At 41.5% G+C, this 18,075-nt stretch carries 23 protein-coding genes; 7 read left to right on the top strand and 16 right to left on the bottom strand.

What is annotated here, in order from left to right:
* Positions 1-35 precede the first annotated feature (35 nt).
* From parC to MKY50_RS09940, 3 genes are all read right to left on the bottom strand, one after another.
* The gene (gene parC, locus MKY50_RS09950) at positions 36-2,456 is read right to left on the bottom strand and encodes a DNA topoisomerase IV subunit A (RefSeq protein ID WP_338733994.1); all 2,421 of its coding nucleotides are present in this window, start codon (positions 2,454-2,456) and stop codon (positions 36-38) included.
* A 3-nt stretch (positions 2,457-2,459) separates the two neighbouring features.
* Positions 2,460-4,427 (bottom strand): DNA topoisomerase IV subunit B, encoded by a 1,968-nt coding sequence (parE, locus tag MKY50_RS09945; protein WP_014479944.1) that lies wholly within the window; start codon positions 4,425-4,427, stop codon positions 2,460-2,462.
* A gap of 399 nt (positions 4,428-4,826) precedes the next feature.
* Positions 4,827-5,234: a CoA-binding protein gene (locus tag MKY50_RS09940; RefSeq protein ID WP_014479943.1), complete on the bottom strand. Its 408-nt coding sequence runs from the start codon at positions 5,232-5,234 to the stop codon at positions 4,827-4,829.
* Between the two features lie 169 nt (positions 5,235-5,403).
* On the opposite strand from MKY50_RS09940, the gene plsY reads away from it, so the two are divergent.
* Positions 5,404-5,985: a glycerol-3-phosphate 1-O-acyltransferase PlsY gene (gene plsY, locus MKY50_RS09935; protein ID WP_003231560.1), complete on the top strand. Its 582-nt coding sequence runs from the start codon at positions 5,404-5,406 to the stop codon at positions 5,983-5,985.
* An 87-nt stretch (positions 5,986-6,072) separates the two neighbouring features.
* Positions 6,073-6,360, top strand: coding sequence for a HesB/YadR/YfhF family protein (locus MKY50_RS09930; RefSeq protein ID WP_064814120.1), 288 nt, complete (start codon positions 6,073-6,075; stop codon positions 6,358-6,360).
* A 30-nt stretch (positions 6,361-6,390) separates the two neighbouring features.
* Here the strand turns inward: MKY50_RS09930 and MKY50_RS09925 are convergent, their stop codons facing one another.
* The 7 genes from MKY50_RS09925 to acnA form a co-directional block, all read right to left on the bottom strand.
* Positions 6,391-6,690, bottom strand: a complete 300-nt coding sequence (locus tag MKY50_RS09925; protein ID WP_341116567.1) for a hypothetical protein — start codon at positions 6,688-6,690, stop codon at positions 6,391-6,393.
* 15 nt (positions 6,691-6,705) lie between these two features.
* Positions 6,706-7,122 carry a YbgC/FadM family acyl-CoA thioesterase gene (locus tag MKY50_RS09920; protein ID WP_017696516.1) on the bottom strand — a complete coding sequence of 139 codons (417 nt, stop codon included), beginning with the start codon at positions 7,120-7,122 and terminating at the stop codon, positions 6,706-6,708.
* A gap of 84 nt (positions 7,123-7,206) precedes the next feature.
* Positions 7,207-7,458 carry a small acid-soluble spore protein Tlp gene (gene tlp, locus MKY50_RS09915; protein WP_003231568.1) on the bottom strand — a complete coding sequence of 84 codons (252 nt, stop codon included), beginning with the start codon at positions 7,456-7,458 and terminating at the stop codon, positions 7,207-7,209.
* 36 nt (positions 7,459-7,494) lie between these two features.
* Positions 7,495-7,641: an acid-soluble spore protein SspN gene (gene sspN / locus MKY50_RS09910; protein WP_003231569.1), complete on the bottom strand. Its 147-nt coding sequence runs from the start codon at positions 7,639-7,641 to the stop codon at positions 7,495-7,497.
* Between the two features lie 63 nt (positions 7,642-7,704).
* On the bottom strand, positions 7,705-7,830 hold the full coding sequence (locus tag MKY50_RS09905; protein WP_341116566.1) for an FbpB family small basic protein: 126 nt from the start codon (positions 7,828-7,830) through the stop codon (positions 7,705-7,707).
* An 80-nt stretch (positions 7,831-7,910) separates the two neighbouring features.
* Positions 7,911-8,423: a redoxin domain-containing protein gene (locus tag MKY50_RS09900; protein ID WP_161621604.1), complete on the bottom strand. Its 513-nt coding sequence runs from the start codon at positions 8,421-8,423 to the stop codon at positions 7,911-7,913.
* Between the two features lie 71 nt (positions 8,424-8,494).
* Positions 8,495-11,224 (bottom strand): aconitate hydratase AcnA, encoded by a 2,730-nt coding sequence (gene acnA / locus MKY50_RS09895; protein ID WP_341116564.1) that lies wholly within the window; start codon positions 11,222-11,224, stop codon positions 8,495-8,497.
* 227 nt (positions 11,225-11,451) lie between these two features.
* Here acnA and sspO point away from each other — a divergent pair, with 227 nt between their 5' ends.
* The 4 genes from sspO (at position 11,452) to yneK (ending at position 12,911) form a co-directional block, all read left to right on the top strand.
* On the top strand, positions 11,452-11,598 hold the full coding sequence (sspO, locus tag MKY50_RS09890) for an acid-soluble spore protein SspO (protein ID WP_003244839.1): 147 nt from the start codon (positions 11,452-11,454) through the stop codon (positions 11,596-11,598).
* A gap of 31 nt (positions 11,599-11,629) precedes the next feature.
* Positions 11,630-11,776 carry a small acid-soluble spore protein P gene (locus MKY50_RS09885; RefSeq protein WP_003221237.1) on the top strand — a complete coding sequence of 49 codons (147 nt, stop codon included), beginning with the start codon at positions 11,630-11,632 and terminating at the stop codon, positions 11,774-11,776.
* A gap of 80 nt (positions 11,777-11,856) precedes the next feature.
* Positions 11,857-12,249, top strand: a complete 393-nt coding sequence (gene cotM / locus MKY50_RS09880; protein ID WP_072174018.1) for an outer spore coat protein CotM — start codon at positions 11,857-11,859, stop codon at positions 12,247-12,249.
* 233 nt (positions 12,250-12,482) lie between these two features.
* Positions 12,483-12,911 carry a DynA interaction protein YneK gene (gene yneK / locus MKY50_RS09875; protein ID WP_341116563.1) on the top strand — a complete coding sequence of 143 codons (429 nt, stop codon included), beginning with the start codon at positions 12,483-12,485 and terminating at the stop codon, positions 12,909-12,911.
* A gap of 30 nt (positions 12,912-12,941) precedes the next feature.
* Here yneK and MKY50_RS09870 read toward each other — a convergent pair whose 3' ends face one another.
* The 3 genes from MKY50_RS09870 to ccdA form a co-directional block, all read right to left on the bottom strand.
* On the bottom strand, positions 12,942-13,433 hold the full coding sequence (locus MKY50_RS09870) for a CcdC family protein (RefSeq protein ID WP_010886519.1): 492 nt from the start codon (positions 13,431-13,433) through the stop codon (positions 12,942-12,944).
* A 78-nt stretch (positions 13,434-13,511) separates the two neighbouring features.
* Positions 13,512-13,874: a response regulator gene (locus MKY50_RS09865; protein ID WP_003245707.1), complete on the bottom strand. Its 363-nt coding sequence runs from the start codon at positions 13,872-13,874 to the stop codon at positions 13,512-13,514.
* Between the two features lie 88 nt (positions 13,875-13,962).
* Entirely contained in the window at positions 13,963-14,670 is a 708-nt protein-coding gene (gene ccdA / locus MKY50_RS09860; RefSeq protein WP_003231585.1) for a cytochrome c-type biogenesis protein CcdA, read from the bottom strand.
* Positions 14,671-14,889: 219 nt separating this feature from the next.
* On the opposite strand from ccdA, the gene ynzD reads away from it, so the two are divergent.
* Positions 14,890-15,063: an aspartyl-phosphate phosphatase YnzD gene (ynzD, locus tag MKY50_RS09855; protein ID WP_010886518.1), complete on the top strand. Its 174-nt coding sequence runs from the start codon at positions 14,890-14,892 to the stop codon at positions 15,061-15,063.
* A 73-nt stretch (positions 15,064-15,136) separates the two neighbouring features.
* Here the strand turns inward: ynzD and MKY50_RS09850 are convergent, their stop codons facing one another.
* The 3 genes from MKY50_RS09850 to tkt all read right to left on the bottom strand — a co-directional run bounded on the left by MKY50_RS09850 (position 15,137) and on the right by tkt (position 18,043).
* Positions 15,137-15,355 carry a YneF family protein gene (locus MKY50_RS09850; RefSeq protein WP_003221221.1) on the bottom strand — a complete coding sequence of 73 codons (219 nt, stop codon included), beginning with the start codon at positions 15,353-15,355 and terminating at the stop codon, positions 15,137-15,139.
* An 85-nt stretch (positions 15,356-15,440) separates the two neighbouring features.
* The gene (gene sirA / locus MKY50_RS09845; protein WP_003231591.1) at positions 15,441-15,887 is read right to left on the bottom strand and encodes a sporulation inhibitor of replication protein SirA; all 447 of its coding nucleotides are present in this window, start codon (positions 15,885-15,887) and stop codon (positions 15,441-15,443) included.
* A gap of 152 nt (positions 15,888-16,039) precedes the next feature.
* The gene (tkt, locus tag MKY50_RS09840; protein ID WP_033885144.1) at positions 16,040-18,043 is read right to left on the bottom strand and encodes a transketolase; all 2,004 of its coding nucleotides are present in this window, start codon (positions 18,041-18,043) and stop codon (positions 16,040-16,042) included.
* Between the last annotated feature and the right edge of the window lie 32 nt (positions 18,044-18,075).

Below are 18,075 nucleotides of genomic sequence, written 5' to 3'. Positions count from 1 at the left end.
CGAAACCCGCTCATATAGTATGAGCGGGTTTTTTATTATTGTTCTGTATGAAGGCGCCAAACAGCTGTAACCTTGCCTGATTCCTCTTCATCAAAAAAGAAAGAGCCATTGCTGTATCTGTCGTTTGTCCGCAACTCTTTTGCCTGCAGTTCTTTTCTGTCGCCTTTTTCTGTTTCTGCCACTAGTCGCTGTTCAAGACCGCAAGCGAACAGTGCTACAACACGATGAGGATTCTTTTTCAGTTCCCTTAGCATTACGACACCGCGTTTTGCGCGGGATGTCTTCTCGAACTCAGAAAGACCCATGCGTTTTACCGCTCCCCGCTGTGTGAACAAGACAATTGAATCAGATTGCTGAAGGATCTCACCGGAGACAACAAAGTCATCCTCTTTTAAGTTAATCCCTTTGACACCTGCCGCACGCGCGCCAACTACATTCACTTCGTCTTCTCCAAACCATAGACCATACCCTAAGTGAGTGGCCATAAAGATCTGGCTTTCCCCATTTGTTACATGTACATCAATCAGTTCATCTTCACCCTTCAGATTTAAGGCTACAAGCGCCTTAGAATAACGCTGTGCTTTATAATGGGTGAGCTCTGTCTTTTTCACCATACCGTTTTTCGTAAAGAATAGAAGATATGCCGACGGATCAAATTCTTTTATCGGTATAGCCTTTACAATCGTTTCATCACGGTCAATAGTGATCAGATTTGAAAAATGCTGGCCCATGTCCTTCCATCTGATATCAGGCAGCTGGTGAACAGGACAATAGATGTAGCTTCCTTTGTTCGTAAAGAGCAGCAGCACGTCTGTCGTATTCATTTCAAACTGATGCAGCATCCTGTCCGTATCTTTCATTCCGAAGTCCTGACCGTTGGAAGCGGCAAATGAGCGCTGGCTCGTCCGTTTTAGGTAACCATCCTTCGTAACGGTTACATATACATCCTCAGATGCAACCATGACTTCGAGATTGATTTTAATTTCTTCAATTTTTTCTTCAATCACGGAGCGTCTCGTATCTGCATATTTCTTTTTCAGTGCTTTTAAGCTGTTTGTAATCACTTTTAGCAGTTTTTTATCATTGCTCAGAATAGATTCGAGCTCTTCAATTTTTTTACCGAGCTCTTCTGCCTCTTCCTTAAGCGCTGTAATATCTGTATTGGTTAAACGATATAGCTGCAATGACACAATGGCTTCAGCCTGAGGCTCCGTAAATTCATATTTGGCGATCAAATTGTTTTTAGCGTCACGTTTATCGCTAGAAGAACGGATTGTTGCAATCACTTCATCCAAAATAGACAAAGCTTTCATGAGCCCTTCTACGATATGATGTCTGTCTTTTGCTTTTTGAAGCTCGTAAACGGACCGGTTTGTGACAACTTCCTTTTGGTGTCCGATATATGCATCCAAAATAGACGGCAGGCTCATCAGCATCGGACGGCGGTTATGGATAGCCACCATATTGAAGTTATATGTGATCTGCAAATCAGTATTTTTATATAAGAAATTCAAAATGCCTTTGGCATCAGCTTCTTTTTTCAGTTCAATGACCACTCTCAGCCCTGTTCGATCCGTTTCATCACGAACCTCTGAGATGCCTTCAACCTTTTTATCAATACGGAACTCGTCCATTTTTTTTACAAGGTTTGCTTTATTTACTTCAAATGGAATTTCAGTAATGACAATTTGTTCTCGTCCGCCTCTGATTGTTTCAATTTCAGCCTTTCCGCGGATAATGATTTTTCCTTTTCCGGTTTCGTAAGCTTTTCTTATCCCGTCAACGCCCTGAATAATACCGCCTGTCGGAAAATCAGGCCCTTTAATAACTTCCATGAGTTCGTCAACAGAGCAAGATGGCATTTGAATACGCTTAATGACAGCATCAATGACTTCTCCCAGATGATGAGGGGGAATGTCGGTCGCGTATCCTGCTGAAATCCCGGTAGATCCGTTGACCAATAGGTTAGGAAACATCGCCGGGAGTACGACAGGCTCCTTGCTTGTATCATCGAAGTTCGGCACAAATTCAACCGTGTTTTTGTCAATATCCCGAAGAAGCTCAGATGCAATCGGAGATAATCGTGCCTCTGTATAACGCATGGCTGCCGGGGGATCTCCGTCGATACTTCCATTGTTTCCATGCATTTCGATTAACACATTACGAACTTTCCAATCCTGGCTCATCCGCACCATTGCTTCATAAACCGAGCTGTCACCGTGCGGATGATAGTTACCGATGACGTTACCGACCGTTTTGGCCGCTTTTCTGAAGTTTTTATCAAACGTGTTTCCATCTGTATGCATTGCATACAGAATTCTGCGCTGTACCGGCTTTAATCCGTCTCTCGCATCGGGCAGCGCCCTGTCTTGAATAATATATTTACTGTAGCGTCCAAAACGGTCGCCGATCACCTCTTCTAATGGTAAATCATGAAATAATTCTGGCTGTGACAATCATTAAACCTCCTCAGCGACCGATAAGTTTTCATTTTCTAAAATATTGCTTTCTTCATCTAAGCCGAAAGCGACGTTTTTCTCAATCCACTTTCTGCGCGGCTCTACTTTGTCTCCCATTAACGTCGTCACACGTCTTTCTACACGTGCCGCATCGTCAATTTTGACCCTAACAAGTGTGCGGGACTCCGGATTCATCGTCGTTTCCCACAGCTGGTCTGCGTTCATCTCTCCAAGACCCTTATATCGTTGAATGGTATAGCCTTTGCCGACTTTTTTCAGGACATCACCCATCTCTTCATCAGACCATGCATATTCAATGATTTCCTTCTTCCCGCTTCCTTTACTGACCTTATATAAAGGTGGCAGCGCAATGAACACCTTGCCATGCTCAATGAGTGGTTTCATATAGCGATAGAAAAAGGTAAGAAGCAGCACTTGAATATGGGCGCCGTCAGTATCGGCATCGGTCATAATGATGATTTTGTCGTAGTTGATGTCATCGATTGAGAAATCTGCCCCGACTCCCCCGCCGATCGCATGAATGATCGTATTGATCTCTTCATTTTTAAAGATATCAGCAAGCTTAGCTTTTTCTGTATTAATGACTTTACCGCGTAAAGGCAGAACCGCCTGGAATCTGCGGTCTCTTCCCTGCTTGGCTGACCCGCCTGCTGAATCTCCCTCAACGAGATACAATTCATTTTTTGCCGGGTTTCTTGAACCCGCAGGCGTCAGCTTTCCGCTTAAAGTCGCTTCTGATTTTTTTCGTTTTTTGCCGCTTCTTGCTTCTTCACGGGCTTTGCGTGCCGCTTCGCGCGCCTGGCTCGCCTTGATTGCTTTTTTGACAAGAAGCGTTGCGGTGTCCCGATTTTCCTCTAAAAAGTAAGCAAGCTGCTCTGAAACAATCGCATCCACCGCTGATCTTGCTTCACTAGTACCGAGCTTTCCTTTTGTTTGTCCCTCAAATTGAAGAAGCTCCTCAGGTATGCGGACAGAAATAATGGCTGAAAGCCCTTCCCTTATATCGGTGCCTTCAAGGTTCTTATCCTTTTCTTTCAGCAAAGCCACTTTTCGCGCATATTCATTAAAAGCACGCGTCATCGCAGTTTTTGCACCTGACTCATGCGTCCCGCCGTCTTTTGTTCTGACATTGTTGACAAACGACAAAATATTTTCAGAATAACCATCGTTAAACTGGAACGCAAAGTCCACTTCTATAGAATGATGCTCACCCTCAAACGAGACCACTTCAGACAAGACGTCTTTTTCTTCATTTAAGTAAGCAACAAACGCTTCTATGCCGTTTTCATAATAAAAGACCTCATGCTGGTCATTGCGTTCATCAATCAGCTCAATTTTCAGTCCTTTTAACAAAAACGCAGACTCTCTTAAGCGCTCAGAGAGCGTTTCAAAATTATAAGTGGTTGTGCTGAACATCGTTGGATCTGGCTTAAAGTGTGTAAGAGTTCCCGTCTTTTTTGTTTTGCCGATCTTTTCGAGAGATGTAACCGGTTTTCCTCCATTTTCAAATCGCTGCTGATAGACAAAACCGTCCCGCTCAATGGTAACCGTCAGCCATTCAGATAAAGCATTCACGACTGATGCACCAACCCCGTGGAGCCCACCGCTTGTCTTATAGCCGCCTTGGCCGAATTTTCCTCCGGCATGAAGCACCGTTAAAATCACTTCAGGGGTTGGTTTGCCGAGCTTATGCATTCCGGTCGGCATGCCGCGGCCTCTATCCTGTACAGAAATACTATTGTCTTTATGTATTTTGACGATTATGTGATCTCCATGGCCGGCAAGCACCTCGTCGACAGAGTTATCTACAATTTCATAAACCAAGTGGTGCAAACCCCGCGCGTCAGTAGAGCCAATATACATACCCGGCCTTTTCCTGACAGCCTCAAGGCCTTCGAGCACCTGTATGGCATCTTCGTTGTAATCAAATTGCTGTTTTCTAGCCAAACGTACAAACCCCTTTCAAAAACTAACATTGTCTTTCTCTTTTTCAGTGTTACACATCATTTGTATATAAGATATTTTTTATAAACCTCGCCTCGAGCCAGTGCTGCCTTGGACTCCTCATTATAACCAATATGTTTGCAATCGCAACATAGAGCTAACGAATCAGTTCTTCTCAAAACATCGGCTAGTGCTGTTTTTACACCATGAGAACGTATGTTTGTTTATTATATATAAAGCAGCAGACCTTCGCAAATCGAACGGCCGAAACCCAGCTGGACAAGGTATTCAAAAAAAGCTGTTCAAGCTTTATTGTATCTGTTTCACCGTAATACGCAAACAATATCTTAAAATTAAAAAGCAAAAATCCTTGAATTTACAAGGATTTTTGCAGTTCTGCACCTATTTTGTTACAGCGTGTGCCACTTTTATGCACAGATCCATGATAACCGTTCTGCCTTTTTCTTTTAGCATCTGGTATGCTTCCTCATTAACTAGCCCTTGCTGTGCCCAAAATACTGGCGCATCTGTCTCTAAAAACTCTTCCGCCACTCCAGGAAGCTGTTCTGATCGCCGGAATACATTTACGATGTCAATCGGACCGTCTATCTCTTTTAAAGATGAAACGGCTTTGATACCTAGCGCCTCATCAATTGTAGGGTTCACAGGGATAATTTCATAACCCGCGTCCTGCATTGCTTTTGAAACCATATGTGACGTTCTATCCGGACGGTCTGAAAGCCCTACTACCGCTATACGTTTGCTTCTTTGAAGAATCTCTTTAATTTCCGCTTTAGAAGGATTTTGCATCGTGTGTCACTCCTTTTCCACTTATTTTACACGATCAAAACAGGAGAAATCAAAATATGATGCATGTTTGATTGGATTTGTAAGCAAACTTTACAAAAAAACTTATCATCAGATCATGACATCTCATGTTAAAATAAAAAGAAGGGAATTTGAAAAAGGAGAAATGTAGATGTTAATTGCTTTATTGATTATTTTGGCCTACTTGATAGGCAGCATTCCGTCTGGCTTAATTGTGGGCAAGCTTGCCAAGGGAATTGATATTCGGGAGCACGGAAGCGGCAACTTAGGCGCTACCAATGCATTCCGTACATTGGGTGTAAAAGCTGGTTCGGTCGTCATAGCCGGAGATATTTTGAAAGGGACACTGGCAACTGCATTGCCTTTTCTCATGCATGTTGATATTCACCCGCTTCTTGCAGGAGTCTTTGCGGTTTTAGGCCACGTGTTTCCCATCTTCGCCAAATTTAAAGGCGGTAAAGCCGTGGCGACATCAGGAGGCGTTTTGCTATTTTACGCACCCCTGTTATTTATCACGATGGTTGCAGTATTCTTCATCTTTTTATACTTGACTAAATTTGTTTCTCTCTCATCGATGTTAACAGGGATCTATACTGTTATATATAGTTTCTTTGTCCATGATACGTATTTATTGATTGTCGTTACCCTGCTCACTATTTTTGTGATATACAGACACCGAGCGAACATTAAACGAATTATCAATAAAACAGAACCTAAAGTAAAATGGTTATAAGCTTAAAAAACTTCTCTTTTGACACAGAATAGCCTAATACGTTTATAATAGAGAAAATTCAAATGAAGAACAAAGGGGTGTTCTGTTATGAATATGACAATTAACGAAGACGCATTGAACTGGTATAAAGAAGAACTCGATTTGGAAAGCGGAGACCAGGTTCGCTTTTTCGTCCGCTATGGAGGCTGCAGCAACGTTCAAAAGGGTTTTTCTCTCGGTGTAGCGAAAGATGCCCCACAAGAGGCTGGAGTCACTGCAGAAGCTGATGGCATTACCTTCTTTATTGAAGAAAGTGATTTATGGTACTTTGATAACCACGATCTGCTCGTCAGCTTTTCAGAAGACGCTGATGAACCGGTTTTTGAATACCAATAAAAAAGAACGCACATCATGTGCGTTCTTTTTTTACAAATGAAATCGTATAAGATGATCGGTTAGGTTTTCTTGTTCCAAAATATATTTTTGTGTATCACCCAGCAGATCAAAGTGAGGAAATTCACTTTTCTTATGGATCCATTCTTTTTTTAACCCGTAAGCCGCTCCCCACTGAATCAGCTTATCAATGTCTGCACACCCGGCTTTTGTCACAGTCCTTGCTTCCGGAAACCGGTCATCCAGCCAGTAATGTGTTAAAAATGCGATTTCTCCTCTTTTCACTGCTTGTTTCCATCGGTTAAGTTCCTCCCGTTTCACACCAAACGCCATATCCGGTTCACTTCCCTATTTTTTGGCCTTTTCATATGCTGTGTGCCAATCAGGAAAAGCTTTGCGGAATTGAATTGGCTTAAAGCTTTCTTTATCCACACAAATATGAGATGAGGTGGCTTTGATGGAAAGCTCACCGGCCGGATTATAAATGTGATAACCATAGACGGTTTTAAAGCCGTTATATTCCTCTATCCATGTATGTACAACCGCGGTTTCTCCGTAATGAAGCGGCTTTTTATAGGAAATGTTGATATCAACGACTGGCGACAGAACGCCTCTTTTTTCCATATCACTGTATAAAAAGCCTAAGTCCTTAATTAAGGCCGTTCTGCCGACCTCCATCCACACAAGATAATTTGCGTGATAGACAATCCCCATTTGGTCTGTTTCTGCATAACGCACTTCTATTTCTTTTTTCGATACATGCAAGATTACTCTGCTCCCTTAACATCAATTTAGCCTCATTTTACCATAATCAAATCAGAAAGAAAAAAACCAGGTTTCCCTGGTTTTTTAAGAACGGTATCCGTTTTGTCTCGCTGCAGATTCGTCCTGTATTTCATTACGAAACGCTTCAATGCTCTGTTCGCGCCTTGCATTTTTTTCTTTGATACGCTGTTTATCTTCTCCAGAAGCAAACTCCATTGATGCTTCTGCTTCTTCTATATTTTCAATTGTATTTTGAACCATATCCTGCAATTTTTCCACATTATCAGAACGATCATCAGGATTAGGCTGCTGATATTGATTTTGGTTCTTTGTCATTCGGATGTACCTCCTAGAAATAAACTCGATTTTTCGCTACTCGCCTTTTGTCTGCATGATGATCGGCCGCTGACCTGAAGTATCATGCATTTTTTCCCCTTTATTGGCTTTATATTTCACAGGCTTTGTACCCAAGTGGCTTGGAGCATATTGAGGCTGACCGTTTTTCTTGTTGTTTCCCATGTTTATCCCTCCTCAACAGATAGGTTTCTCAAAAGGAGGGGTAAACATGAATACAAATAAAGGTTATTTTTGCTTAAACAGCTGTTCTAGCTTTTCCTCAAGCTGATTTAAATACTCTGTATTGGTCATCAGCTCTTTTTTGTTTTCCATGACGAGCTCATGAAAAGAACGTTTTCTCATCTTCTTCACGCTTCTCACCTCCGCATATTCTTTTATTTTTTCCAATTCTGAAAACTTGTAAGCATATTTGAGCATAAAAAAAACTGAATCTAATCAAGATCCAGTTTTCGTTCCATTTCTTTTTTTGTCATGGTGCCAACGTGTATGTCTTGGATAACACCTTTTTCATCTAAGATATATGTCGTTGGATATGACATCACGTTATAGTCAGCATTGATCCCTTTTTTATCAATCAGAATGGGGAACGTTAAATCATACGTATCAGCAAACGCTCGGACCTGTTTCTCACTTTTCTCAGCTGAAGTGAAATTTACCGCAACAACCGCAAGTTTGTCGGCGTACTCTTTTTGCAGCTTTTCCATCGCAGGCATTTCCTGACGGCACGGCTTACACCAAGTTGCCCAAAAATTGAGCAGCACTTTTTTGCCTTTTGCATCCTGTAAAGAGCTTTTCTCTCCTGATAGCGTTTTCAAAGAAAAATCAGGTGCTTGTTGCCCCTCTTGAATTCCGACTTCTTTTTTGCTGTATGTTTGATATAAATTCCATCCCGTATAACCGGCTAGCATGATAAGCAGGATCCCTGCGAGCCATTTTTTCAGCATATGCCACCTCCGCAGCACATTGTGTCATAAAAAGAAGAGAAAGCGAAATGCCTTCTCTTCCTATTGATTCATCAGGACTGCTTCATTTTTTCACGAAGCACCATTTGAAGGATGCCGCCATGGCGGTAGTAATCAATTTCAACTTCACTATCAAAGCGGACGACTGCTTCAAAAGTTGTTACATTGCCGTCTTCATTGATTGCTCTTACAGTCACAAGGTCACGAGGACGAACTGTTTCATCAACATCTACCTCGATGACTTCTTTACCCGTTAAGCCGAGTGTATTCGCATTTTCACCTTGTTTAAACTGAAGCGGCAGCACACCCATGAATACAAGATTGCTTCTGTGAATTCTTTCGAAGCTCTCTGCAATGACCGTTCTGATGCCGAGAAGGTTTGTTCCTTTTGCAGCCCAGTCACGTGAAGATCCCATACCATAGTCTTTTCCTGCTAATACGACAAGACCGGTTTTATCTTCTTTGTATTTCATGCATGCATCATAGATGGATGTTACTTCACCAGTCGGCCAGTACGTCGTAAATCCGCCTTCTGTACCCGGTGCGATTTGGTTTTTGATGCGAATGTTGGCAAATGTTCCTCTCATCATGACTTCATGGTTTCCACGGCGGGAGCCGTAGGAGTTAAAGTCACGAGGTGAAACACCTTTTTCTTGCAAATACTTTCCGGCAGGCGTATCTTTTCCGATTGCCCCCGCAGGAGAAATATGGTCAGTTGTGACTGAATCGCCGAATTTACCGACAACACGCAGTCCTTTTAATGGCTCAACCTTGCCTGGCTCAACAGACATCTCTTCAAAGAATGGCGGGTTTTGGATGTAAGTTGAATCGTTATCCCATTTATATAACGCTTCATCTGTTGTTTCAATCTCGTTCCAGCGCTCGTTGTCATCAAATACCGTTTCATACTCTTTACGGAAGAGCTCAGGCGTAACAGTTTGCTTAACAAGTGAATTGATTTCGTCTGTTGACGGCCAAATATCGTTAAAGTATACGTTTTGACCATCCTTGCCCACACCGATTGGATCAGTTTTCAAGTTAATGTTTACCGTTCCAGCCAGCGCATATGCCACAACAAGCGGCGGTGAAGCAAGATAGTTGCCTTTAACAAGCGGGTGAATACGTCCTTCAAAGTTACGGTTTCCGGAAAGGACAGACGTAATCAGAAGATCATTTTTCGCAACCGCTTCTTCGATTTCCGGTGAAAGCGGACCTGAGTTCCCGATACATGTTGTACAACCGTAGCCAACGAGGTTAAAGCCAAGCTCTTTCATGTATGGAAGAAGGCCTGAATTCACAAGATATCCTGTAACAACTTTAGAACCCGGTGCAAGTGACGTTTTCACGTAATTAGGCACCTTAAGCCCTAACTCAACCGCTTTTTTCGCTACCAGTCCGGCGCCGATCAGCACGTATGGGTTTGATGTATTTGTACAGCTTGTAATCGCAGCAATGGCGATCGCACCCGTTTTCATAACTGTTTCTTCGCCGTTAAGGAGTTTAAACTTAATTTCCTTATTTTCTTCCTCAGCATTTAAACCGAATCCTTGGTTACCTGCAGGGCTGACTAATTGCTTTTTAAACGTTTCCTGCATAGCAGATAGCGGGATCAAATCCTGAGGACGCTTTGGACCCGATAAGTTTGCTTCAATTTGAGACAGGTCAATTTCAACCACATCAGTAAATTGAGGGTCTTCCGCATCTGGAGTGTAGAACAAGCCATTGCTTCTGCAGTATGCTTCAACAACATCAATATGTTCAGGATCACGGCCAGTCAGGCGCAGGTAGTTAAGCGCTTCTTCATCTACTGGGAAGAATCCGCATGTAGCACCGTATTCCGGAGCCATATTCGCAATTGTTGCGCGATCTGCAAGCGGCAGTTCAGCAATTCCCGGTCCGAAGAATTCAACAAATTTACCGACAACGCCTTTTTCACGCAGCACTTGTGTTACTTTTAACGCCAAGTCAGTAGCTGTTGTTCCGTTTGGAAGCTTGCCGACAAGTTTCGCGCCGATTACCTCTGGAACTGGGAAGTAAGAAGGCTGTCCAAGCATTCCCGCTTCAGCTTCAATTCCACCGACACCCCAGCCGAGAACACCGATACCGTTAATCATTGTTGTGTGTGAGTCTGTTCCGACAAGCGTATCAGGATACGTTACAAGCTCGCCGTCTTCTTCAATGGCATGGACAACACTTGCCAAGAACTCAAGGTTGACCTGGTGCACAATACCTGTTGCAGGCGGTACTGCCTGATAATTGTTAAACGCTTTCTTTGCCCAGCTTAAAAATTTGTAGCGCTCTGCATTTCTTTCGAATTCCAAGTCCATATTTACTGCTAATGCATCTTCTGTACCAGCTTTATCTACCTGTACAGAGTGGTCGATAACGAGATCAACAGGAATTTCAGGGTTGATTTTATCAGGATCTCCGCCGACAGCTGCCATTGCTTTACGCAGTGAAGCCAGATCTACTACTGCCGGAACCCCAGTGAAGTCTTGTAAAATAACACGAGACGGTTTGAACGGAACGTCGATATCCTTTAATTCGGCAGTTCCCCATTTTGCCAAATTTTCCACGTGTTCTTTTTTGATAACGAAGCCGTCAACTTGACGCAATACTGATTCTAAAAGAACTTTGATGGAATAAGGAAGCTTCGAAACCTTTCCTATACCTGAATCTTCTAACGCTTTTAAAGAGTAGTAATGATATGTTTTCCCATTTGTAGTAAACGTTTTTCTCGCTTGGAAAACGTCTTTTGCTGCAGTTTTTTGCTCGTTTGCCATTCTCCAAAATCCCCCTTCAGATCAGATCATTCTCAGATGAACATTACATTCCATCACAATTTTCTCACAATTTCATATTAAAACAAAATCATACATAAGTAAATATCAATGTTTTTATTAAATACAATAAGTTCGACTTATGAGAAAAATGTACCGGTAATTTTTACTGTTTACGCTCTCTCATATAACACAATAAAAGAAGCCATATTATGATTGAGGTGATAATGATGGTCAAAAGAAAAGCGAATCACGTCATTAACGGAATGAATGACGCAAAAAGCCAAGGCAAAGGCGCCGGCTATATTGAAAACGACCAGCTTGTACTGACTGAAGCAGAACGCCAAAATAACAAAAAAAGAAAAACCAATCAATAACACCGAACTCTTTTAAGGAGGTTCTCATTTTATGACCAATAAGAATACAAGTAAAGATATGCATAAAAACGCCCCTAAAGGACACAATCCCGGCCAACCTGAGCCTCTAAGCGGAAGCAAAAAAGTAAAGAACCGAAACCATACAAGACAAAAGCACAACTCAAGCCATGATATGTAAGAAAAGCAGACCTTAGTGTCTGTTTTTTTATGCGTTCACCCATTTATAATCCACCGCATATGATGTAAAGCAAGGTTGATATGTGGAGGAATGCTTCCATGGACCATTCAAAACGCAACGATGCAAATGATTTCGATAGTATGGATGAATGGCTTCGGCAATTTTTTGAAGACCCCTTCGCCTGGTACGACGAAACATTGCCTATTGATTTATATGAAACTAGTCAGCAGTATATTATAGAAGCGGATCTGACTTTTTTACAGCCTACACAAGTAACAGTTACCCTTTCTGGATGCGAGTTCATCTTAACTGTCAAATCGTCAGGACAGACTTTTGAAAAACAAATGATGCTTCCTTTTTATTTTAATGACAAAACCATTCAAGCCGAATGCGAAAATCAAATACTCACAGTCGCCGTCAATAAAGAAACAGAAGATGGCTCTTCTTTTTCTCTTCAATTTCCTCTCAGCTAAACATAAAAAGTCACTTTCATCCCCTATTATGAAAGTGACTTTTTTTCCGTCCATTTATCGTCAAATACCCTCTAGTGACTCTCCCATGGCCAAATAGCAGATTCACTATACAATAGAATATGATCTACTATCTCTTTTGACTAGACGTCTATCACTTTTTTCTATTCTTTTTTTACTGTGTTCTTCTAATCTCTCTTCGTATACAATATGGTTAGAATAAGGGGGAATGATTGATGCTGGAAGGATGGTTTTTATGGTTTATTCTGTTTTGGGTGATCGTGATGGTAGTCTTATTATCAATCGGCGGTTTTTTCATGTTTCGAAAGTTTTTAAAGCGTTTACCAAAAGAGGACGGCAGATCAGAGCTTGATTGGCAGGATTACTATATTGAAAACAGCAGACATTTATGGAACGATGAAAACAAACAGTTTCTAGATGAATTGACTGCGCCGGTGCCAGAACTGTTCAGAGATGCAGCAAAAGCCAAAATCGCAGGCAAAATCGGTGAGCTTGCATTAAAAGAAAAGGTAGCAAAGATTGATCAGCAACTTATGATCAAAGGCTATATTCTCGCAACTCCTAAAAGAGACCATACCTTCTTAAAAAGGCATCTGCGGGACAAAAAAATCGATTTGGAACCTTATCAGACCCTTCTCAAATAAAAAACCTTTCCTGACAAGAGGAAAGGTTTTTTAATTCATTTGAATATTAGATGACTGCAGCTCGTTATGAAGTTTTCGATATGATAAATACATGGCGATTCTCCAAGGCACAATCATACCGAAAGCCAGAATCCAAAACATTCCGCTCAGTGCACCATAATCAATTGATGTGCTCAAGATCGATTTCATCACGATTCTGATCACCAAAAGACCGACTAATATAAAAACAAATGCTTTAGAGCGTTTCATGTAAATTTCATTATTTTTAATTTCGAACTTAGAAGTTTTGATTAGAAAAATAGAGAAAATCACACCTAAAGTGAATGCTTCCAAAAACTCTGCACCAGTTACCCAAAATACCGGAAATAAAAACATTAACGCTCCCGTACTCATAAAAATCGGCGGAAGAATGATTTTTTTTGGTGAAACGGGCTTGTCAGAGGACTTTATTCTGACCACCATCACAGCTACAGCCATTAACACAGCAATAATCGATGAAACTATAATCATCATACTTATCATTCCTTTGTTTCTCGGAGTGTTGATACTATATACTATACTCCAAAACAATAAAAAAAACCATTTTGAAAAGAAATGACTTTAATGTCCCATAACGCGGCTTACAGCTTCCAGCACTTTTGTTTCCTCAAACGGCTTAACAATAAAATCCTTTGCCCCCAGCTCAATTGCTTCCGTTACAATTCTTTGCTGGCGCATGGCGGTGCACATGATGACCTTCGCTTTAGGATCAAAGGTTAAGATATCACGAAGCGCTTTTATGCCGTTTTTCACCGGCATTGTAATATCCATTGTCACAAGGTCCGGGCGCAGTTTTTTATACAGGTCCGCTGCTTGTTCACCGTCCGCCGCTTCGCCTGCGATTATGTAATTTGCCTCTTCCAAGATCTCTCTGATTTTCACTCTCATGAACTTGGCGTCGTCTACAACTAAAACTCTTGTCATATTCCCCTCCAACAATCGATTTCCACAGATAATAGTCTTATTGTACCAAAAACAAAAGGATTAGTAGTAGTACGAAAGTAATTTACCGTCAAAAACCAGTAAAGCCTCCAAAAAGATCTGACAGCAAAATAATGATCAGGCTCATCCAATTAAAGAATAACAGCACACCAATCACAATCATCAAAACGCCACCAGCTTTCATAATGAAAAGCTGGTTCTTCCTTATCCACTTCAGCTTTGTGATAAAAAAAGACAATAAAAGAAACGGTACCGCAAAACCGAGTACATATAACATCATGTATGGCACCGCTGAGCCCGGATTGGTGCCTGCAAGTGTGATAACAGCAGCTAATATCGGACCGGTACATGGTGTCCATCCAGCTGCAAATGCCATTCCGATTAAGACCGACCCTAAAAACCCGCTTGGTTTATGCTTAAAATGGATTCTCCGCTCTTTCATCATAGCCTCAGGCCGGAACACACCGAGTGTAATGAAACCGAACAAAATAATAAGCAACGCGCCAATTTGCCGAATCGCATCGTGATAATCCCTAAACAGGCTGCCAATAAAAGATGTTCCATAGCCTAAAGCAATAAAAATGACTGAAAAGCCAAGCAAAAAACACAAAGTATGAAACAAGCTTCTTTTCTGCAGCAGCAGCTTTTCAGTTTTTACATCGTCCATGCTGACCCCTGTAATATATGACAAAAAAGCTGGGTAAAGCGGCAGGCAGCAAGGCGAAATAAAGGATAAAAACCCCGCTCCGAATGTCAAAAAATAATTCACGTCTCCCATGTCATCATCCCTTCATGATTTGACATTCCTTCAAGTTATGACAAAATCATTTCATTTTTTTAACACTTTCACTTGAAGGATTTCTATTTTCAGAAAAAACTTATATAATTTAATTTGACATTGAGACATTATACTCCTTCTCATTTGAAAATTAGTATAAATATGGATATAATATAAACATTCACTTTGAAGATCTAATGTATGAAAGGATACATCCCTGTGATTAGAGAGCATCTATTAAAAGAAATTGAAAAAAAAAGAGCAGAGCTGCTGCAAATTGTCATGGCGAACGGAATGACATCTCATATTACGATAGAGCTCAGTCAGGAGCTTGACCATCTTCTCATACAATATCAAAAGCAGCGCCTTCGAGCAGTAGCGGGTGATGAATGATTGCAAAATAAAAAACCCGTATAAGGGTTTTTTATTTTATAACCATGTTTCTCTATATCATAATCTTTACGTATTATTTCGTTTGATTATTCATGGCTTTCATCATTTGATTGATTTTCTTTTGAGAAGGTTTCATTCCCATTTGCATCATCATCATGCGTAACATTTGTTCATTAATAGGCGGATTCTTTTTCAGGTAGCTCATCATATATTTACGAGCAATAAAAAACCCGAGTGCAACACCTATGAGCAATGCAACAACGCCCACTAGGATGCCAACCCATAAAGTCATTTTATTTCCTCCTTCATGTTGTCTAGTTTAAAGTGTACTAAACCAAAAGCTATTATACAACATTTACATCTCTTTTTCTTCGGTTTTAGACAAAATTTCTTTCTTTCACCGGATTTAGCCATCCGTAACGCTTCGAATTGAAATCCATTGCTAAAAAGCAAGGGCTTACTTTTCTTAACACTTCAAAGAATATCGTTTCTGCCTCGTAATCTCCCGAAGCCACAATTTCTATCATGTGCTCCTTCATCATAAACGTCGCGTGGCCTTTTGCTTTCGGCAAAGCTATTCTATAAATATAATCCAGCTGCCTGTAATCCGTCTTGTTTAAATTCATTTTTAACCGCTGATGCATATGTAAAATAGGGATTGGTTGTGTAATATATTGAATCTGTTTCTCTGTCATTTCATACTGCTGCTTTTCAAGGCTTGTCCAATGATAGTCTTGAAACAGCTCAAACATAACCGATTCCCGGCCGAAATAGTGATTGGCAAATTCCTCTTTGATCAGGTACGTATAGTAGTGACGTTCCATCTTTTCATCCCCTTTTCCAGCAGCATTTCATTTGCTCTCTATTATACAAAAGAAGAAAAGAAAGAATTGTCTATTACTGTTAAACAGCCAATACTATTTTTGTCGGATAAACAAGAAAAAGAGGATGATTTGACTCATCCTCTTTCAAAAGCTTACTTATTGATTAATGCCTTAACTCGATTCACTACGTTCGGAACTGAGAAGCCGTATTCGTTAATGATGGTTTCACCAGGAGCAGATGCACCGAATCGGTCTATGCCGAGAACGTCACCTTCAAGCCCCGTGTATTTGCCCCATCCAAATGATGAGCCCATTTCAATTGCAAGACGTTTTTTCACATCTGCAGGAAGGACTTTGTTTTTGTATTCATCAGATTGTTTCTCAAAACGGTCCATTGAAGGCATGCTGACAACAGAAACATCGATATTTTCTTTTGCCAATTCAGCCTGCGCTTCAATTGCAAGACCTACCTCGGATCCGGAGGCAATGAGAAGAGCGTCAGGTGTTTCGTTTTTAGATTTAGAAACGACATATGCACCTTTTTCTACTCCTGCCAATGCTTCTTCAGCTGTTTGATCGATGGTAGGAAGGTTTTGACGTGTAAGCACTAGCGCTGTTGGGTGGTCAGTGCTTTGCACTGCAAGCTTCCATGCTGCTGCTGTCTCATTGCCGTCTGCTGGACGGATCAAAGAAAGGTTTGGCATCGCACGGAGTGAAGCAAGCTGTTCAACAGGCTCGTGCGTCGGACCGTCTTCACCAACCGCAATACTGTCATGTGTGAAGACATATGTCACAGGAAGGCCCATTAACGCTGCAAGGCGAATCGCAGGACGCAGGTAATCAGAGAAGACAAAGAAAGTTCCGCCGAATACACGAAGACCGCCATGAAGCGCCATACCGTTTAAGGCTGCACCCATCGCAAATTCACGTACACCAAACCAGAAGTTTTTGCCTGAGTAATCAACCGCTGTAAAATCACCGGCATTTTTAATAGTCGTTTTGTTCGATCCCGCTAGGTCAGCAGAACCTCCGACAAAGAAAGGAATTTTTTTCGCAAGTCCGTTGAGAACTTCACCGGAAGATGCACGGGATGCCAGGCTGCTTCCTTTTTCATACACAGGAACCTCTTGATCCCAGTCCTTCGGAAGCTCTCCTTTGATTGCCAGTTCAAGCTGTTCAGCAAGTTCAGGATAAACTTCTTTATATTTAGCGAATTGAGCATTCCATTCTTGTTCTTTTTTCTCACCTGATTCTTTAACAGCTGCAGCGAAATGCTCATAAACTTCTGACGGAACGTAGAAGTCTTCTTCATATGTCCACGCGTAAGCTTCTTTTGTTAATTTGCTTTCCTCTTTACCAAGCGGCGCACCGTGAACACCGGATGTACCGGCACGGTTAGGTGAACCGAATCCGATTGTAGTTTTCACTTCAATTAATGTAGGTTTCTTTTCATTTTGGCGTGCTTTTTCGATAGCCGCTGTTAATTCTTCAATATTGTTTCCATCCTCAACATAAAGAACTTCCCAATTCATTGCTTCAAAACGCTGTTTCACGTTTTCAGAGAATGAACGGTCGAGGTCTCCATCAAGAGAGATGTCATTAGAATCGTATAGTACGATCAGACGGCCAAGCTGAAGATGGCCTGCGAGTGAAGCGGCTTCAGAAGAAATACCTTCCATTAAATCACCATCACCGCAAATACTGTATGTATAATGATCGACTACGTTAAATGAATCGCGGTTGTATGTTTCCGCTAAATGGCGTTCAGCAATTGCCATACCGACTGCCATGGCAATTCCTTGGCCAAGCGGACCTGTTGTAGCATCAACACCGGCAGTATGTCCGAATTCCGGATGTCCTGGTGTTTTGCTGCCCCACTGGCGGAATCCCTTAAGATCTTCAATACTAAGATCAAACCCGCTTAAATGAAGCATGCTGTATAATAGTGCTGACCCGTGTCCAGCAGATAAAACAAAACGGTCACGGTTAAACCAGCCAGGGTTTGCCGGACTTACGTTCATAAATTTTGTCCACAGCGTGTATGCCATTGGAGCGGCTCCCATCGGCATCCCTGGGTGACCAGAATTTGCTTTTTCAATAGCGTCTATTGACAGTGTGCGAATGGTAGCAACTGATTTCTTTTCAATTGTATCCATAAAAATCCCCTTCCTTATGTGTTGTACCCTTA

The sequence above is a fragment of the Bacillus sp. FSL R7-0685 genome (genome assembly GCF_038002425.1).
GTDB lineage: Bacteria > Bacillota > Bacilli > Bacillales > Bacillaceae > Bacillus > Bacillus subtilis.
The sequence above is the reverse complement of the archived record's forward strand: the minus strand, read 5'-3'. Positions and strand labels throughout refer to the sequence as shown.

Coding starts and splice junctions, on each gene's coding strand:
- ccdA (WP_003231585.1), bottom strand. CDS start 14,670: ATGGGAGACGTGAATTATTTTTTGACATTCGGAGCGGGGTTTTTATCC.
- MKY50_RS09930 (WP_064814120.1), top strand. CDS start 6,073: ATGAATATGACAATTAACGAAGACGCATTGAACTGGTATAAAGAAGAA.
- MKY50_RS09900 (WP_161621604.1), bottom strand. CDS start 8,423: ATGCTGAAAAAATGGCTCGCAGGGATCCTGCTTATCATGCTAGCCGGT.
- sspO (WP_003244839.1), top strand. CDS start 11,452: ATGGTCAAAAGAAAAGCGAATCACGTCATTAACGGAATGAATGACGCA.
- tlp (WP_003231568.1), bottom strand. CDS start 7,458: ATGACAAAGAACCAAAATCAATATCAGCAGCCTAATCCTGATGATCGT.
- sirA (WP_003231591.1), bottom strand. CDS start 15,887: ATGGAACGTCACTACTATACGTACCTGATCAAAGAGGAATTTGCCAAT.
- sspN (WP_003231569.1), bottom strand. CDS start 7,641: ATGGGAAACAACAAGAAAAACGGTCAGCCTCAATATGCTCCAAGCCAC.
- MKY50_RS09850 (WP_003221221.1), bottom strand. CDS start 15,355: ATGACTTTATGGGTTGGCATCCTAGTGGGCGTTGTTGCATTGCTCATA.
- MKY50_RS09870 (WP_010886519.1), bottom strand. CDS start 13,433: ATGATAAGTATGATGATTATAGTTTCATCGATTATTGCTGTGTTAATG.
- yneK (WP_341116563.1), top strand. CDS start 12,483: ATGCTGGAAGGATGGTTTTTATGGTTTATTCTGTTTTGGGTGATCGTG.
- cotM (WP_072174018.1), top strand. CDS start 11,857: ATGTGGAGGAATGCTTCCATGGACCATTCAAAACGCAACGATGCAAAT.
- plsY (WP_003231560.1), top strand. CDS start 5,404: ATGTTAATTGCTTTATTGATTATTTTGGCCTACTTGATAGGCAGCATT.
- MKY50_RS09865 (WP_003245707.1), bottom strand. CDS start 13,874: ATGACAAGAGTTTTAGTTGTAGACGACGCCAAGTTCATGAGAGTGAAA.
- acnA (WP_341116564.1), bottom strand. CDS start 11,224: ATGGCAAACGAGCAAAAAACTGCAGCAAAAGACGTTTTCCAAGCGAGA.
- MKY50_RS09925 (WP_341116567.1), bottom strand. CDS start 6,690: ATGGCGTTTGGTGTGAAACGGGAGGAACTTAACCGATGGAAACAAGCA.
- tkt (WP_033885144.1), bottom strand. CDS start 18,043: ATGGATACAATTGAAAAGAAATCAGTTGCTACCATTCGCACACTGTCA.
- MKY50_RS09940 (WP_014479943.1), bottom strand. CDS start 5,234: ATGCAAAATCCTTCTAAAGCGGAAATTAAAGAGATTCTTCAAAGAAGC.
- MKY50_RS09885 (WP_003221237.1), top strand. CDS start 11,630: ATGACCAATAAGAATACAAGTAAAGATATGCATAAAAACGCCCCTAAA.